Origin of the sequence: Microbacterium sp. UBA1612 (assembly GCF_002321605.1) — a bacterium.
Lineage (GTDB): Bacteria > Actinomycetota > Actinomycetes > Actinomycetales > Microbacteriaceae > Microbacterium > Microbacterium luteum.
On record NZ_DCMW01000023.1, the window covers coordinates 20,220 to 36,659 of the forward strand.

General features: G+C 67.6%; 15 protein-coding genes. 11 read left to right on the forward strand and 4 right to left on the reverse strand.

Annotation, left to right across the window (positions count from 1 at the left end):
* Nucleotides 1-287: 287 nt before the first annotated feature.
* Nucleotides 288-1,613, reverse strand: coding sequence for a UDP-glucose dehydrogenase family protein (locus B3S45_RS09820; RefSeq protein WP_286720222.1), 1,326 nt, complete (start codon nt 1,611-1,613; stop codon nt 288-290).
* A gap of 58 nt (nt 1,614-1,671) precedes the next feature.
* Complete coding sequence (locus B3S45_RS09825; RefSeq protein WP_286720224.1) at nt 1,672-3,306, reverse strand: bifunctional NAD(P)/FAD-dependent oxidoreductase/class I SAM-dependent methyltransferase; 1,635 nt, start codon at nt 3,304-3,306, stop codon at nt 1,672-1,674.
* Nucleotides 3,307-3,382: 76 nt separating this feature from the next.
* Between B3S45_RS09825 and B3S45_RS09830 the strand changes: the two genes are divergently transcribed.
* Both B3S45_RS09830 and B3S45_RS09835 read left to right on the forward strand, forming a co-directional pair.
* Nucleotides 3,383-3,937, forward strand: coding sequence for a helix-turn-helix domain-containing protein (locus B3S45_RS09830; RefSeq protein WP_071045609.1), 555 nt, complete (start codon nt 3,383-3,385; stop codon nt 3,935-3,937).
* A 157-nt stretch (nt 3,938-4,094) separates the two neighbouring features.
* Nucleotides 4,095-4,544, forward strand: coding sequence for a DUF805 domain-containing protein (locus B3S45_RS09835; RefSeq protein WP_194383769.1), 450 nt, complete (start codon nt 4,095-4,097; stop codon nt 4,542-4,544).
* Between the two features lie 83 nt (nt 4,545-4,627).
* Here B3S45_RS09835 and B3S45_RS09840 read toward each other — a convergent pair whose 3' ends face one another.
* Nucleotides 4,628-4,783 carry a hypothetical protein gene (locus tag B3S45_RS09840; RefSeq protein ID WP_176759454.1) on the reverse strand — a complete coding sequence of 52 codons (156 nt, stop codon included), beginning with the start codon at nt 4,781-4,783 and terminating at the stop codon, nt 4,628-4,630.
* Between the two features lie 123 nt (nt 4,784-4,906).
* Between B3S45_RS09840 and B3S45_RS09845 the strand changes: the two genes are divergently transcribed.
* The 5 genes from B3S45_RS09845 to B3S45_RS09865 all read left to right on the forward strand — a co-directional run bounded on the left by B3S45_RS09845 (nt 4,907) and on the right by B3S45_RS09865 (nt 11,197).
* Complete coding sequence (locus B3S45_RS09845; RefSeq protein WP_286720231.1) at nt 4,907-5,824, forward strand: aldose 1-epimerase family protein; 918 nt, start codon at nt 4,907-4,909, stop codon at nt 5,822-5,824.
* Between the two features lie 210 nt (nt 5,825-6,034).
* Entirely contained in the window at nt 6,035-6,874 is an 840-nt protein-coding gene (locus B3S45_RS09850) for a class II fructose-bisphosphate aldolase (protein ID WP_286720234.1), read from the forward strand.
* An 11-nt stretch (nt 6,875-6,885) separates the two neighbouring features.
* Nucleotides 6,886-8,325: an FGGY-family carbohydrate kinase gene (locus B3S45_RS09855; protein ID WP_286720237.1), complete on the forward strand. Its 1,440-nt coding sequence runs from the start codon at nt 6,886-6,888 to the stop codon at nt 8,323-8,325.
* Nucleotides 8,322-9,773, forward strand: a complete 1,452-nt coding sequence (locus B3S45_RS09860) for an FGGY family carbohydrate kinase (protein WP_286720239.1) — start codon at nt 8,322-8,324, stop codon at nt 9,771-9,773. Before B3S45_RS09855 ends, B3S45_RS09860 begins: the two co-directional genes overlap by 4 nt.
* An 80-nt stretch (nt 9,774-9,853) precedes the next feature.
* Nucleotides 9,854-11,197, forward strand: coding sequence for an FGGY family carbohydrate kinase (locus tag B3S45_RS09865; RefSeq protein ID WP_286720242.1), 1,344 nt, complete (start codon nt 9,854-9,856; stop codon nt 11,195-11,197).
* Nucleotides 11,198-11,209: 12 nt separating this feature from the next.
* On the opposite strand, the gene B3S45_RS09870 is transcribed toward B3S45_RS09865, so the two are convergent.
* Entirely contained in the window at nt 11,210-11,956 is a 747-nt protein-coding gene (locus B3S45_RS09870; RefSeq protein ID WP_286720245.1) for a GntR family transcriptional regulator, read from the reverse strand.
* Nucleotides 11,957-12,124: 168 nt separating this feature from the next.
* Between B3S45_RS09870 and B3S45_RS09875 the strand changes: the two genes are divergently transcribed.
* The 4 genes from B3S45_RS09875 to B3S45_RS09890 are packed head-to-tail and all read left to right on the forward strand — an operon-like array spanning nt 12,125 to nt 16,436.
* Nucleotides 12,125-13,498: an ABC transporter substrate-binding protein gene (locus tag B3S45_RS09875; RefSeq protein ID WP_286720250.1), complete on the forward strand. Its 1,374-nt coding sequence runs from the start codon at nt 12,125-12,127 to the stop codon at nt 13,496-13,498.
* A gap of 60 nt (nt 13,499-13,558) precedes the next feature.
* Nucleotides 13,559-14,515, forward strand: a complete 957-nt coding sequence (locus tag B3S45_RS09880) for a carbohydrate ABC transporter permease (protein WP_286720254.1) — start codon at nt 13,559-13,561, stop codon at nt 14,513-14,515.
* Nucleotides 14,512-15,405 carry a carbohydrate ABC transporter permease gene (locus tag B3S45_RS09885; protein WP_286720257.1) on the forward strand — a complete coding sequence of 298 codons (894 nt, stop codon included), beginning with the start codon at nt 14,512-14,514 and terminating at the stop codon, nt 15,403-15,405. The genes B3S45_RS09880 and B3S45_RS09885 overlap by 4 nt, the downstream gene beginning before the upstream one ends.
* Nucleotides 15,402-16,436, forward strand: a complete 1,035-nt coding sequence (locus B3S45_RS09890) for an alcohol dehydrogenase catalytic domain-containing protein (protein WP_286720260.1) — start codon at nt 15,402-15,404, stop codon at nt 16,434-16,436. The genes B3S45_RS09885 and B3S45_RS09890 overlap by 4 nt, the downstream gene beginning before the upstream one ends.
* Nucleotides 16,437-16,440 lie beyond the last annotated feature (4 nt).

Here is a 16,440-nt window from a genome sequence, read left to right on the forward strand (position 1 = left end):
CGGCAGGCCGTCGCACCCTGAGTAAGGGCACGCGGGTTGTGGTTGCCCACGCCCAACCTGGGCGTCGTGCCGGTGGCCATGTCGATGCCGCCGGTGCTTGGGGTCGGGTGCCGGCTCACCCGCGGATCCGGCCCTAACTCAGGCTCAGCAAGTGCCTGATGTTTCCCAGATGGCGCTTTACGTCGTTGGAGCCTGAGTTGGGGCACATGGACAGGGGAAACGGCTCCGTCCGCCCGGGGGTCGGCGGCGGGCGCCGGCGGCGAAGGCCGTCGTCCGCGGGCGTCGCGTCAGGGGCGGCCCATGCCGTGGTATTCGAAGCCGGCGCTGCGCCAGGCGGTGGCGTCGAGGCAGTTGCGGCCGTCGATGACGACCTTGCCGGTGACGAGGGTGGCGGCGTGGGCGGGGTCGAGGTCGCGGCGCCATTCGTCCCATTCGGTGACGACGATGACGGCGTCGGCGCCGGTGAGGGCCTGGTCGCGGTCTTCGACGTAGTCGAGTTGGGGGTGGATGCGGCGGGCGTTCTCGATCGCGGCGGGGTCGGTGACGGTGACCTTCGCGCCGAGGCCGTGCAGGCGCACGGCGACGTCGAGGGCGGGGGAGTCGCGGATGTCGTCGGAGTGGGGTTTGAACGCGGCGCCGAGGACGGTGACGTTCTTGTTGTAGACGGTGCCGCCGAGGGCGGTGACGGTGAGGTCGACGGCGCGGTCGCGGCGGCGGAGGTTGATCGCGTCGACCTCGCGGAGGAACGCGACCGATTCGCCCTTGCCGAGTTCTTCGGCGCGGGCGCTGAATGCACGGATGTCCTTCGGGAGGCAGCCGCCGCCGAAGCCGATGCCGGCGCCGAGGAACTTGCGGCCGATGCGGGCGTCGTGGCCGATCGCGTCGGCGAGGGTGGTGACGTCGGCGCCGGTGACTTCGGCGATCTCGGCCATCGCGTTGATGAAGCTGATCTTCGTGGCCAGGAACGCGTTGGCGGAGACCTTCACGAGCTCCGCGGTGGCGTAGTCGGTGACGATGAACGGCGTGTTCTTGGCGATGGCGGTGTGGTACACCTCGCGGAGCACATCGGCGCAGCGTTCTCCCTCGGGGGTGGGGTGACCGTTCTCGGACGGAACGCCGGCGACGAGCCGGTCGGGGTCGACGGTGTCCTGCACGGCCCAGCCTTCGCGGAGGAACTCGGGATTCCACACCAGCGTCGCACCGGTCTCGGCGACACGGCCGGCGAGGTTCGCGGCGGTGCCGACCGGCACGGTCGACTTCCCCGCGACGAGGTCGCCCTCGGACAGGTAGGGGAGCAGGCCGTCGACGGCCGCGTTGACGTAGGTGAGGTCGGCGGCGTATCCGCCGGCCTGCTGCGGCGTGCCGACACCGATGAAGTGCACCTTCGCGCCCTGCGCGGCGGCCATGTCGGTCGTGAACGACAGGCGTCCGGACGAGATGCCCTCGGTGAGGATCTCCTGCAGGCCCGGCTCGAAGAACGGCGCGTCACCCTTCGACAGCGACGCGATCTTCCGCTCGTCGACATCGATCCCGACCACCTCGTGACCGATCGAGGCCATCGCCGCCGCGTGCACCGCACCCAGGTACCCGCACCCGATCACCGAAAGACGCATGAAACCCCCATGAGAGAAGACAGACACTCTGTCTTACCAGACAGACGTTTCCACTCTGTCACGGCGCTCGCACGGCGCGGAGCACCACATCCTCCACGTGGTGGCCGCTGGCGGCTCCGGCCGGTCGCGGCCGCGTCTCGCGCACCTCGATGCGCCAGCCGCCGTCGGCCGCGAGTGCAGTGGCGATCTCGTCGACGCCGACGTACGCCGCCGGATCGAAGATGCGCGTGTGCGACGCCGGATCGCTCTGCTCGAGCGCCCACGACGGCTCGTGTGCGACGACCAGCAGCGTTCCTCCCGGTGCGACGGCACCGAGCAGCGCCTGCAGGCCGCGGCCCTCGGGTGTGCGGGCGAAGGATCCGTACTGCAGCGAGACGAGGTCGTACTCCTCCGCGCCGTAGGGGTGGATGCTGTTCGCATCCGCGTGCACGGTGCGCACGTCGAGCCCGCGGCGCGCGGCTTCCTCCTCGACCCTCCCGAGGGCGCGGGAGGAGACGTCGGATGCGGTCACATGCCATCCCCGCTCGGCGAGCCATAGCGCATCCGCTCCTTCGCCGGTGCCGACGTCGAGCGCTCGACCGGGGACGAGGTCGGATGCTTCGGCGACCAGCGTGCCGTTGGGGTTGCCGCTCCAGACGCGCTCGCCGCCGTAGCGATCGTCCCATTCGACCTCGACGCCGGAGGGGCGGGCGCCCGAGGCCAGATCGTCGCCGGCGAGGCTGAAGGCGATCTGTGCGCCGACGAGGCTGCCGTTCGCCGCGGCGGGCAGCACCTGCAGGCTCGGGTCGGCGACGTTGCCCGCGGCGAAGACGCCGTCGACGGCGGTGCGGCCGGTGACATCCACCGCGAGCGTCTCGCCGAGACCGCTGGGGTGGGGTGTCGCCTGCAGACCGAGGCCGGTGAGCATGCCGGTCCGTGCATGAAAGCGCGATCCCACGAGCACGGCGTCGGCGGCGAGCATCCGGCCGTCGACGAGCTCTATCCCGAGGGCGCCGTCGGCCTCGGCGACGCGCGACACCGCGGTCTCGACGACGGGCACGCCCGAGGCGGCGAGGGTCTGCAGGGCGTCGCGATCGATGCCGGTGCCGTCGTGCACGACGACCGTGAGCCGGTCGGTGAGGTGCCGCATGAGCGGAGTCGGATGCAGCCCCAGCGGTGTCGTCACGATCTGCACCACCCGGCGGTCGCGCACCTCCCAGCCGTGGCAGAAGGGGCAGTGGATGACCTCGCGGCCCCACCGCTCTCGCAGCCCGTCGATCTCGGGCAGCTCGTCGGTCAGGCCGGATGCGACGAGCACCCGTCGCGCCAGCAGCGCGCTGCCGCCGGAGAGCTCGAGGCGGAAGAGGTCGCCGTCGCGCCGCACATCGAGCACGCGCCCGGACAGCACTTCGCCGCCGTAGGAGCGGACTTCCTCGCGGCCGATCGCGCGCAGCTCGGCTGGCGGTGCGCCCTCGCGCCCGAGGTAGCTGTGCATGTGTGCGGCGGGGGCGTTGCGTGCCGTGTCGTCGTCGACGACGATGACCGACCGGCGCTGGCGGGCGAGCTGCAGCGCGCCGGCGAGGCCGGCGGCCGACCCGCCGATCACAGCGACGTCGCAGCGGCGCGTCATGGCGGGCGGCGTGTGCGCGGCGGCACTGTGCGCGGGTGGGGTGTGCGCGGCGGCGTCGGTGTGCGGATCGTGGTCGTGGCCCATGTCGACAGCGTAGGCTCGCCTGGCGGATTCCGGATGCCCGCTTGCACAATTCGCAAGGGCAGCGCATGCTGATCCCATGGTGACCGCAGACGTCGAGAAGCTCGCCCGCGCCCGCCTGCGCAGCATCCGCACCACCCTCGGCTACTCGCTCGACGAGATCGCCGCGCGAAGCAATCTCAGCGCGTCGACGATCAGTCGCATCGAGACCGGCAAGCGCACGCTGAGTCTGGACGTGCTCGTGCCGCTCGCCGGCGCGTTGCAGGTGAGTCTGGATGCCCTCTTCCACGCCGATGACGATGACGACGTCGTGATCCGTCCCACGCAGCATCGCTCCGGCAGCCGCACGACGTGGGCGCTGAATCGCGTCGACGGGCGCACGATGGCGATGAAGATGCGGCTGGAACCCGAAGCCGCCCTGCCCGCTCCGCGGGTGCATCCGGGATACGACTGGTTCCTCGTGCTGGAGGGTCGCGTGCTGCTGCAGCTGGGGGAGCGGCGGATCGAGGTCGGCGAGGGTGAGGCGGCGGAGTTCTCGACGATGACGCCCCACGCGATGACGGCGCTCGATGCCCCGGCAGAGCTCGTGATGGTGTTCGACCGCGAGGGCCAGCGCGCGCATCTGCACCGCTGAGTCGTGTCGGGAGGTCGCGTGCCGGGACGTCGCGTGCCGGCAACGCCGAATTCGTGTTGGGGCGCGTCACAATCCCACATGGCGGCCCGCGTGTCGGGCACAGTAGGGATGCCGCCCGCTTCGGGCGGATCCGCATCCGATCACTTGGGGGATATCCGTGACCAACGTTCCCGCCTCGCCTTCGCTGTCGCAGCCGCTCTACGGTGCGTCGTTCGGGCAGGCCTTCACGCGCTTCTGGAAGAAGTACGCGACCTTCAGCGGCCGCGCGAGCCGCAGCGAGTTCTGGTGGTGGTACCTCGCGAACATCATCATCGTGACGGTGCTCTACATCATCACCGCGATCGGCGGCTTCGCCGGGGCGAGCATCGACTCGGCCACCGGTGCGTCGGCGCCCGGCCCGCTGTTCGGTGTGGGGATCGCACTGCTGGTCATCTGGTGGCTCGCGATCATCGTGCCGACCCTGGCGCTCTCGTGGCGCCGTCTGCACGACACGAATCGTTCGGGCCTGTTCTGGTTCCTCGGGTTCATTCCGGTCGTCGGCGGCATCATCCTGCTGGTGCTGTTCGTGCTCGACAGCGACCCGGCCGGAGCGCGCTTCGACGCCTGATCCTCGCCCAGCCGCAATGCGGGCCCGTCACCCCGGTGGGTGGCGGGCCCGCATTGCGTTCTGCAGCGGGCACCCGGGTGCGGTCAGTCCTCGCCGCGGTCGTCGACCGTGGCCTCTTCGGCGGCATCCATCGCGGCTTCGCCCTCTTCCGGCGACTCCGAGCCGGCGCCGCGGGTGCCCTCGTTCGGACCGGGCGCGGCGCTGTCGTCGTGGCGGTTCGTCGATTCTTCTGTCGTCATCGTGACTGTTCCCCTTTCGTCCTCGTCTACTCAAGAGGCTGCGCGGCCGAGCGTGCAGGGGGTTGCGGATGTCGGGGAGACGTGGTGGGTCGTTCGGCCGGCGCGGGCCCTAGGCTGGGCGCCGTGACCGACATCCTGGGAGAACAGTTCGTGCTCGACGACGGCGCGGTGCGCGTCGAGGTGAGTGCGCTCGCCGCCGTGCTGCGGGAGGTGCGGGTGCGCGGCATCCGGATCACCGAGACCGTCGACCCGAGCGGACTGCCGCCGAAGGGGTGTGGCATCGTGCTGTCGCCGTGGCCGAATCGCGTTGCGGATGCGCGCTGGCAGCTGAACGGCGCGACGCAGCAGCTCGACGTGACGGATGTCGCGCGCGGCGGTGCCATCCACGGTCTGCTGCGCAACACGGCCTACACGCTGCGTGAGCGCACGGATCGGTCGCTCACGCTCGCCGCGATGATCCATCCGCAGCACGGCTGGCCGTTGCTGCTCGAGTCGTGGGTGACATACGCGCTGGATGGCGACGGTGTGGCCGTGACGCACGGCGTGCGCAATCACGCGGATGCGCCGGCCCCGTGGGCCGTCGGCGCGCATCCCTACTTCCGCGTCGGTGAGGTGTCGACGGACGAGCTGATGCTGCGGGTCGACGCCGGCGTTCGCCTCGAACTCGACGAGCGCCTCAATCCGGTCGCCGAGCGGGATGTGATCGCGGGCGAGTTCGATCTGCGCGGTGGGCGTTCGCTCCACGGCGCCGATCTGAACGTCGCCTACGGGCGACTCGCGAATCGCGACACCCGGGGGACGATCGCGCGGCTGGAAGCGCCGGACGGTGCGGCGACGGAGGTGTGGGCCGATCCGGAGTTCGGGTGGTTGCAGGTGTTCACGCCCGCCGATTTCCCCGGCGCCGACGGTGTCGGTCGCGCGGTGGCGCTCGAGCCGATGTCCGCGCCGCCGAATGCCCTGAACTCCGGCATCGATCTGATCTGGCTCGCCCCCGGCGAGACTCGCGAACTCACCTGGGGCGCCCGCCACCTCCCCGCCTGACCCGCCCCGCCCGCCGCCTCTCCCGGCCGTTGAGCGAGCACCCGCGCCCCCCGGTCGTTGAGCGAGCGAAGCGAGCCGAAACGCGCGCCGCTTCCCCTCCCAAGAACCCAAGCCATCGACAGAACTGTACGTACAGCATGGACAAGACGTACAGACCAGGCTAGAGTTTCCTCGTCGGCGCAGCGGCGCGCGACGGGCGAAAGGAAACACATGCCTCTGGTCAGCGGCCTGGATGTCATCCAGGAGTGCACGTCGAAGAAGCTCGTCGCGGGAGCGTTCAACACCACCAACATCGAGACGACGATGGGCATCGTCGCCGCGATCGAGCGGGTCGGGGTTCCGACCTTCATCCAGGTGGCCCCGACGAACGTCGCACTGTCAGGATTCGAGTACATCTACGACATGGTGAGCCGCCGCCTGTCCACCACCGACGTGCCCGTCGCCCTCCACCTCGATCACGGCAAGAACCTCGGCGCGGTCGAGAGTGCGCTGGCCGCCGATTTCACCTCGATCATGATCGACGCGTCGGAGGAGCCCTTCGAGGAGAACCTCGCCACCTCGGCGAAGGCTCGCGAGATGTGCGGCGACGCGATCGCCCTCGAGGCCGAGCTCGGCAGCATCGGCGGCAAGGAGGACGAGGTCGGTCCCGAGCACGCCGACATGACCTCGCCCACGCAGGTTCCGACCTTCGTCGACGGAGTCGGATGCGACATGCTCGCCGTCTCGGTCGGCAACGTGCACGGGTTCTCGCCGACCGCCCGCATCGACTTCGATCTGCTCGCTCAGGTGCGCGACGCCAGCTCTGTTCCGCTGGTCGTGCACGGCGGGTCCGGTCTGCCGCCCGAGGATCTCGGTCGCCTGCGGGAGTTCGACGTCGTCAAGGTGAATGTCGCGAGCGACCTGCGCAACGCGATGATCCGCACCTTCGGCGAGGCTTACGTCGCCAACCCGAACGAGGTGTCCCTCATCCGCGTCTCGAAGGAAGCCGTTGCGTCGATCACCGACGTCGTCGAGAAGCGCATCCGCATGCTCAATCCGTCCGTGGTCTGACAGGACCGCACGTGATTCCCACCATCACCGTCGATATCGGGACCACCGGCGTCAAGCTCGCGTGCTTCGACGCGGCCGGTGCGGTCGTGTCGTCGACGACCGTGCCCACTCCGACCCGACGCGACGCGTGGGGGGAGATCTACGACCTCGATGCCCTCGACGCGGCGATCACCGCTTTCGTCAGCGACCTCGACGTTCGCAACGAGGTGCGTCGCATCGCGATCACCGGCACGGGGGAGTCGGGCGGACTCGTGCGCGGCGATCTCACCCTCGCCTCCCCGATGATCCTGTGGCACGACCACCGCGGGGAAGCTCTCCTGGCCACCCTGACCGATGCCGACCGCGAGCGGCTCTACGCGATCACCGGTCTGCCGGCGAACCCCAACTACGGCCTCTCGAAGGTCGCGTGGGCGCTGCAGCACGCCGGCCCAGACGACCGGGATGCGCAGTGGCTGAACGTCGCCGAGTATCTCGCCGCGACGTGGACAGGTCGACGGTGGGCGGAGTACTCCCTCGCCAGCCGCACGATGGCGCTCGACCTCGAGCGCGGCACCTGGTCCGACGAGGCGTGCGCGCTGCTCGACGTGCCCACGAGCGCCTTTCCCGCCCTGCGGCCGGCCGCCGACGGCGTGGCTGTCAGTGCGCGCACCTCGCGGCGCTGGGGCCTGCACCGCGAGACGCGGGTGCACGTCGCCGGACACGATCACATGGTCGGTGGGGTCGGCGCCGACCTTCACCGGGGCGAGTTGCTCAATTCCACCGGTACGACCGAGGGCCTCCTCTTCCTTCGCGACGCCCCGCGGCTGGACGCGCGGGCGGCGTCGACGAAGATCGCGAACGGCATCTCGTGCGACGGTTCGTCGTTCACGCTGTTCGCCTCCATCCCCACCGGCGGCTCGGCGTTCGGCACCCTCCATCGGCTGCTCGGATGGGATGCGGCTGACCTCTCCTCTCGTATCGGGCACCTCTACGAGCGCTACATCGCCGGGCGGGTCGACCTCGATGCCGCGCCCGTGGTGCTCCCCTATTTCCGTGGGAGCCCGCCACCGGCGAAGGATGCGTCCGCGCGCGGGGTGATCGCCGGCGTCGGGGATGCCACGACTGCCGATGACCTGATCGTCGGATGCTTCCTCGGCATGGTGCGGCAGTTCGCCGACGTGCTCGGTCTGTTCGACGAGCCGGTGGATCGGGTCAAGGTCATCGGCCCCGCCGCGCGAAACCCGCTCTGGCTGCAGCTGAAGGCGGATCTTCTCGGCGTGCCGCTCACGGTGGCCCGGTTCCCCCAGGTGGTGTCCCGCGGGGCGCAGGCGATCGCCTCCCACCTTCCGGGGGACTGGGCGGCCGCCGACACGTACGAGGTCGACGTCGACGCAACCCGCCACGCGCGTCTGCAGGAATGGCTGGCTGCCGACGCGATCCGCTGGGGCGCCATGAAGGAGATCGGCGCATGACGGGGTCGCGGCTGCTCGTCGCGGGCATCGACTCGTCGACCCAGGCCTGCAAGGTGACCGTGCGGGATGCTGCGACGGGAGCGACGGTGCGCGAGGGGAAGGCGCCGCATCCGCTCGCGACGATCGTCGATCCCGAGGTGTGGTGGCGGGCGCTGCTGGACGCGGTGCACGCGGCGGGTGGACTCGACGATGTCGCCGCCATCTCCGTCAGCGGTCAGCAGCACACGCCGATCTTCCTCGACGAGACCGGCACGCCGACATCGCCGTCGCCGCTGTGGAACGACACCGGGTCGCACCCGCACATGATCGCGCTGAACGCCGAGCTCGGCCGCGATGAGTGGATCCGGCGCACCGGCCTCCCGCTGACCCTCTCGGACACGGTCGTGAAGGCGCGATGGCTGCGGGACCGGCATCCGACCCGAGCAGCAGCGACCGTCGCGATCGCTGTCGTGCACGACTGGCTCACATGGCGTCTTCGAGGCCATGGCCCCGGTGGCGGCGGCATCGACGAGCTCGTGACCGACCGGTCGGAAGCATCCGGAACCGGATACTGGTCGCCCGATACCGGGGAGTACACGCACGACCTCCTGGTGCATGCGCTCGGCCGAGATGCGCTCCTGCCACAGGTGAGGGGACCGCTCGATCGCGCCGGTGTCACCGCGGCGGGGCTGCCCGGAATTCCCGCGGGTATCGCGATCGGTGTCGGCAGCGGCGACAACGCAGCCGCCGCACTCGCGCTCGGACTTGCCGACCGTGACGGCGTCATGAGCATCGGCACGTCGGGCGTCGTCTACGCCCGGTCCGACACGCCGGTGCACGACTATGCCGGCTACGTCTGCAGCTACGCGGATGCGACCGGTGAGCACCTGCCGCTCGTGGCGACGCTCAACGCCGCCCGCAACCTGCACGTCGGCGCCGGACTCCTGGGCTGCTCGTACACGGAGCTGTCGGACCTCGCGCTGACCGCCCGAGCCGGCGCGGAGGGGCTCACGCTGCTGCCGTACTTCGAGGGTGAGCGCACGCCCGACCTTCCGGACGCGCGAGGCTCGATGCACGGTGCCACGCTGACGAACCTCACGCGCGCCAACTTCGCGCGAGCGGTCGTTGAGGGGACGATGGCCAGTCAGGTGGCGATGCTCGATGCGCTGAACGAGTGCGGCGTGGCCGTCGATCGACTCCTGCTGATCGGCGGAGCGGCGAAGAATCCCGCGGTGCAGCAGGTGCTCTCGCAGATGGTAAGTCTGCCGATCGGGATCCCCGCCGCGGATGAGTACGTCGCGCGAGGAGCGGCCATGCAGGCGGTCGCCGCGCTTGACGGTACCTTCCCCTCGTGGCCGGTCGATGTCGCGGCACTTGACCCGGTGCCGCATGAGCCGTTGATCGCGCAGCAGCATCGCCGTGCGCAGGAGTCGCTCGGCTACGTCGATCCGGCGGTCGCGCGACGCTGAGTCGGGGGCCGACGGGGCGCGCTCGCACTATCGTCGAGAGGGTCGGTACCCGATCCGACCCGTCGATGAGGAGTTCTCACGTGCCCCCGTCGCGACGCATCCCCGTCAGTGTCGGCATCGATGTCGGCACCACGAACACCAAGGTGGTCGCCATTGATCGGTACGGCGTCGTCATGGCGCGCGCCGGCCGCCCGACCCCGCGCGATGCGACCGACCTGTCGGTGCGTGCCGAGAGCGTTCTGGATGCCGTGGAAGACATGGTGCTCGAGGTCTGCGGCGATCTCCTGGAGGTGCAGGCGCTGAGCGTGGCGGGCGTGGGGGAGGACGGCGTGCTGGTCGATGCGCATCTGAATCCGCTCACTCCGGCACTCACCTGGTACGACCCGCGGCGGCGGGAGATCTTCGATGCGCTCGCCGATCATCTGCACGGCGACGACACCTTCGACGTCGAGATCGACCCGGTGTGCAGCATGGTCGGCTGGGTGTGGGCGCGTCGGTGGGAGGCGTCGGATGCCGCCCAGGGGTGGGTGTCGTTGACCGATCTCGCCGCGGCCAGGTGGGCGCGCCGGCCGTTCCTCAGCGATACCCTCGCTCCGCGCACGGGGGCTTGGCGAAGCCGGGACCGTGCGTGGGCCGTTCCACGTGTGGAAGCGACGCTGGGGGATCCGGCGCTGCTGCCGCCCGTCGTGGCGGCCGGTGAGGTGCTCGGCGGGGTCGCGTGCGACGCCTTTCGCGACGCCGGCATCCTCGCGCCCGACGCGGTGACCGTCGCCGGCGGACACGACCATCCCATCGCCGCGTGGGGTGTGCGGCAGATGCTCCCGGGCGCCGTGCTGGATTCGATGGGCACCGCAGAGGTCGTCGTGGCGCGCGACGGCTCGGACGCGGGTCACCGCAGGCCGCACGTGGACATCGCCCCGGCCATCCGGCAGTCGGGCGTGACGCTCCTGCACGTCGAGGAGCTCGCACGCAACGTGCAGTGGGCATCGCGGGAACCCGAGGTCGCCGACGAGATCCGCGCGCTGCTCGTCGGCAGCCGCGCGCCGTTGGAGGTGTGGGAGGCCGGCTACTTCGTGCGGGGCGCCCGAGGCGGCGTGGCGCCCGCGTACGCGAAGGATGCGCCGCGCGACCCGCGGGTGCGCGCATCCGCTGTCTTGGGAGCACTGGCGGTGGCGGGGCGCGACGCCGTCGATGTGGTGAGTCCGGGGGCGACCGAACGCGGCGTCGTGCGACTTGCAGGCGGCTGGGTGCGCTCGCCGGGGTGGCTGCAGGTGAAGGCCGCCGTGCACGGCGCGGGCGTCGCGCCCATCCTCGAGCCCGAGGTGACCGCCGTCGGTGCCGCGATGCTCGCCGCTGCCGGGCGAGGGTGGGATGTGGATCCGGTGCAGGCGTTCGGGGGTTTCACCGCCGAGATGCTGCGGTGACCTCGGCGGGGTTCAGCTTGCGGAGACGCTCACCTCGAGGGGGATCAGCTCGGTCAGCACCCAGGTCTCGTAGTAGTCGAATCTGAGTCCGCTCTTGTCCCACGACAACGAGCGAACGCGGAGGATCGGTGTGTCGGCCGTGATCCCGAGATTCTTCGCGACGATGTCGGGGGCGGCGAGGGCGTCGATCACGCGGCGCGCGCCGTGGGAGACGAACCCCGCCATCTGAAGACGCTCGTTGACCGAGCCGGTGCCGTCGAGCACCTCCGTCGCGGTCGACATCGTCTGTCCGGCGAGGCCCGGCATCCAGTTGGTGCTGAACATCGCCTTGTCGCCGTTCATGGATCGCACGCGCTCGATGGCGAAGACCTGCTCGTCGGCGTCGAGCCCGAGGGCTTCGCCGACGTGCTCGGGGGGAACCGTGAAACCCGCCGCGATGACGGAGGTCTCGATGCCGGTGCGGCCGTGCCGGATCTGGGACTCGAGGAAGCCTTCCTGCACCGTCCATCCGGTGGGGGTTTCCGGGGAGGAGGCGAAGACGCCTCGGCGCGGGATGCGGTGCGCGAATCCGTCGGACTCGAGCTTCGACAGCGTCTGCCGCACGGTGGCGCGGGAGAGTCCGTAGTCGCGACACAGTTCGAGTTCGCTCGGGAGGCGCTCGTCGGGCGCGATCTCGCCGGCCTGGATCTGCGCGCGCAGGATCTCGAAGAGCTGCTCGTAGTACGGAACGGGTGAGGTTCGTTCGATCGTCGGCGGCACTGGCACACTCCTTTGGGCGCAATGGTACAACTCGAGTCCCGCTGGGACGTACCGAGCTAATTGTACGTACAGTCTCGACAACACGGACAAAAAGGGATAGGTTGGCGGAGTCGCAGAGAGTTGCGACGTCTCTCGCACCGGGAGGCAACACAAACAAGGAGGTTTGCCGTGGCTCAGCGAAAGTGGAAAACGGCGGTGGCCGGCATCGGCATGGTCGGGGTAACGGCCGGTCTGATCGCCGGATGCTCGAGTGACAGTGGGGGAGAAAATGGTGACGGTGAGGTAACCATCACCGTCGCGCTGGCTGCGAATCCGCAGATGCAGACGGCTGAATCGCTTATCGCTGACTTCGAGGAGAAGAATCCGGGAATCAACGTCGAGTTCACGGTTCTGCCTGAGAACGAGTTGCGTCCGGCTGTCACGAAGGACGTTTCTACGAACGCAGGTCAGTATGACGTGGCCATGATCGGCAGCTACGAGGTCCCGATCTGGGCTGAGCGAGGCTGGATCATACCGCTGGACGAGTATGCGTCCGCGGACACCGATTGGGATGAGGCGGACCTCCTTGAGCCGATCAAGAATATTGTCTCCGATGACGGGACACTCTTCGCTGCCCCCTTCTATGGTTCGTCATCGTTCTTGATGTACCGCAAAGATCTGGCTGAGGCTGCTGGCGTGACGATCTCGGAAAGTCCGACGTGGGATGAGATTCGTGCTGCGGCTGAGGCGATGGATGACGAAGAAGCGGGTATCTCCGGTATTTGCTTGCGGGGTCTTCCCGGGTGGGGGCAGAACCTCGCAGCCATCACTACGGTCATCAACACATTCGGCGGTCAGTGGTTCAACGAAGCGTGGGAGACGGAACTGACCATGCCCGAAACGGAAGAGGCCGTGGATTTCTATGTTGACCTCCTCCGGGACTATGGGCAGCCGGACGCAGCTGCGTCAGGCTGGGAGGGGTGCTTGCAGTCATTCAGTCAGGGGCAATCGGCGATGTGGTACGACGACACCGTCTTCGCTGGGTCGGCCATCGATCAAGCGGCCTCGCCGGAGATTGCTGACAACATCGCTTTTGCGATGGCGCCGACGGGCCCCGCTGATATCCCGTCGGGTTGGCTGTGGTCGTGGGGGCTCGCTGTGACCAAGAGCAGTCAAAACCCTGACGCCGCGTGGAAGTTCATCTCCTGGGCCACGAGCAAGGACTACATTCAACTCGCCGGAGAGAACGCCGGCTGGGATGCAATTCCGCCCGGCTCGCGCCACTCGACCTACGAAATCCCTGAGTACCTCGAGGCTGCGGACCGCTACGCGGACCTGACCATCCAGTCGATCGAGGCTGCCAACCCTCTTCAGCCGACCGTGAACCCGGTGCCCTACACGGGTGTTCAGTATGTGCAGATTCCGGAGTTCGTTGAGATCGGTGACTACGTGTCTCAACAGCTTGCGGGTGCAATCAGTGGCGCGCAGAGCGTCGACGATGCACTCGCGGCCAGCGAGGAGTTCACGAGCAACATCATTGAGGAAGCTGGCTACGGCCAGTAGTTCGATTGGGCGCGCCCGGGCTCATCCGGGCGCGCCCGTCATTCTGAGAAAGAGCTGATCATGAGCCAATCCGCCGTCATGGATGCTGTCGACTCGACGGAGGTGGTCAAGGTCGACCCGGTTGCACCGCCGCCGATGACGCGTGGCGAGAAGTGGAAGCGACGTGGACCCCTCCTGCCCGCCTTGGTATTTACGCTCCTGCTCACCCAGATTCCGTTTCTTCTTACCCTCATCTTCAGCTTTCAGCGCTGGCGGCTTCTGGACGGTGGGGAGGCGACCTTCAACGGGGGGAAGAACTACGTCGATGTGGTGCAGGATCCTGTTTTTTGGCGGTCGGTAGCCAACACGGTAGTGATGACGGGAGGGTCGACGCTTGCGTGCATCATTGTGGGCCTCATCATGGCGATCTTTCTCAATCATGCCTTTCCTGGCCGAGGGATCGCTCGAACGCTGGCCATCACCCCATTCTTTGTGATGCCGGTCGCGGCTACGCTCTTCTGGAAGTCAGCGATGTTTGATCCGACATTCGGATTCTTCGGATTCGTGTCGCGCTCTCTCGGCTTGCCTGCAATCGCCTGGCTGTCTGAATTTCCAATGGCGGCGCTTGTCATTCTCCTCACATGGCGATTTGTTCCGTTCGCGATGCTGATTCTGATCGCAGGTCTGCAGTCTGCGCCGCAAGACCAGCTCGAAGCGGCACAGATGGACGGTGCGGGGGTGGCTGGTCGCTTTCGGCACGTGACGCTTCCGCACCTGCGCCCTTTCCTTGAACTGGCGGCGCTCCTTCTGGCGATGAATCTCATCCAGACCTTCGGCGAGATCGCGCTGCTCACCGCGGGTGGTCCCGCCTACGCCACAACCAACATCACGTATTACATCTTCTTGACCGCCTTCAACGCATTTGACTTCGGTCAGGCTTCCGCCCTCGGCATCGTCGCTCTGGTGCTAACGATTGCACTGATCCTTCCGATGCTCCGGCTGCTGTCAGGGATATTCCAGACGGAGGGACGTCGATGAGTACACGCGTCACTGAGACGAGGGTCATTGTCACCGGTGACGCTCGCAGGAAGGCCCTCGCGGTCGCTCCCCAATCCGGACGTAAGCGGTGGGTCTCCTTCGGTATGGCGACCGGAGCATGGATCAGCAGCCTCGTGTTGTTCTTCCCGATCGCGTACATGGTGCTGAAGAGCTTTCAGACCGAGCAGGTCGCGGCGGCGGCCGTCCCTCAGTTGATCTTCGTGCCGACCCTTGAGCATTACGTGCAAGCCTTTGAGTCGGGTATTTGGCCGTATGCGATCAATTCGATCGTCGTTACCATTGTTTCAACGTTCGTTGTCGTCGCGCTTGCCTTGCCCGCGGCGTGGGCCCTATCCGTGCGCGCGATTAAGAAGCCTCAGGATTCGCTGTTCTTCTTTATCTCCACAAAGATGATGCCGATCGCCGCTGGCATCATCCCCGTGTACGTCGTGGCCAGCCAGCTCGATTTGTTGAATACGACCGCAATTCTCGTGATCATGCATCTTGGTATGAATCTCCCACTGGGCATCTGGATGTTGCGTTCGTTTATGCAGGAGATACCAAACGAGATCATGGAAGCGGCGGCGGTCGACGGCGCTAGTTCAGCGCGAATCGGCTGGTCGATCGTCCTGCCACTCATGCGCCCGGGAATCGCGTCGACTGCTCTGCTCTGCGCCGTCTTTTCTTGGAACGAATATTTCTACGCAGCGAACTTGACCACCACCAACTCAACGCTGCCGCTGTTCATTCAGAAGTTCTTGAGCTTCGGCGAACTGTATACCGCTCAGGTTGCCGCCGTGGCAACCATCGTCAGCATCCCTGTCATCATCGCGGGGTGGTTCGCGCAGAAGTCTCTCGTCCGCGGCCTCTTGTTTGGAGCAGTGAAATGACAGATTCCAAGATGCGTGCAGCCGTCCTCGACGGGTGCGGTGGGATTGAGATTCGGGATCTCCCGATTCCGGTGCCTGCGCAAGGCGAGGTTGTCATCGCGCCGGTGGGAACGGGGGTTTGCGGTACGGACTTGCATCTCGCCTCAGGCGACTACCCGCACGGCCGTTTCCCCGTCGTGCCGGGCCACGAGTTTGCGGGGTACATCGCCGCGGTCGGACCCGACGTCTCGCGCTTTGCGGAGGGCGACTACGTCGGGGTCAATCCCAACGTATCCTGCGGCGAATGCAGGTGGTGTGTGATGGGAGCTACCAACCTTTGCGCGTCGCTCTTCCCTGTCGGGGTTGCCATTAACGGGTCAGTCGCCGAGTTTGTCGCCGTTCCCGAACGGATTGCGTTCCCGATCAGTGAATCCATCACGCACCGTGCCGCACCCCTCATCGAGCCCTTCGCTTGCGTGCTGCACGCGCTCGAGCGCGTGCCCGATTGGGCGGCGCAGGAGATAGTGGTCTTTGGCGCAGGCTCCATCGGCCTCATGGCCATCGTCCTCGGCCGGGCCGAGGGTGCTGCTGGTATCCGGGTCGTCGAGCCCAATGCCGCGCGCAGGGAAGCTGCAGAACGACTCGGTGCACTGCGTGCCGTGGCAACGGTTGGCGAGCTCGACCGTGATCAGTTCGACATCGCGCTTGATGCCAGCGGTCACCCCGTCGCAATAGCCCAGGCGATCAGCGCCCTGGGGCCGCGTGGACGACTCATCCAGATGGGTGTGGCGTCGCCTGCGGCGACCGTCGCACTCAACCCCTATGAGGTTTTTGCGAAGGAGATCAGCATCGTCGGCTCGAACTCGCTCGCCGAAAAGTACCCGGCCGCAGCTGATCGAATGGTCGACCTGCAAAGTGAGCTCGATTGCCTGGTGACATCAACCTTCTCCATAGAGGACTACGCCGCAGCGATGGTCGCGGCGACTAGTCCGGATCAGATCAAGGTGCAGGTCGTCCCTGAGCGGAGACAGTCGACTACAACGTCCCTTTAGCGAA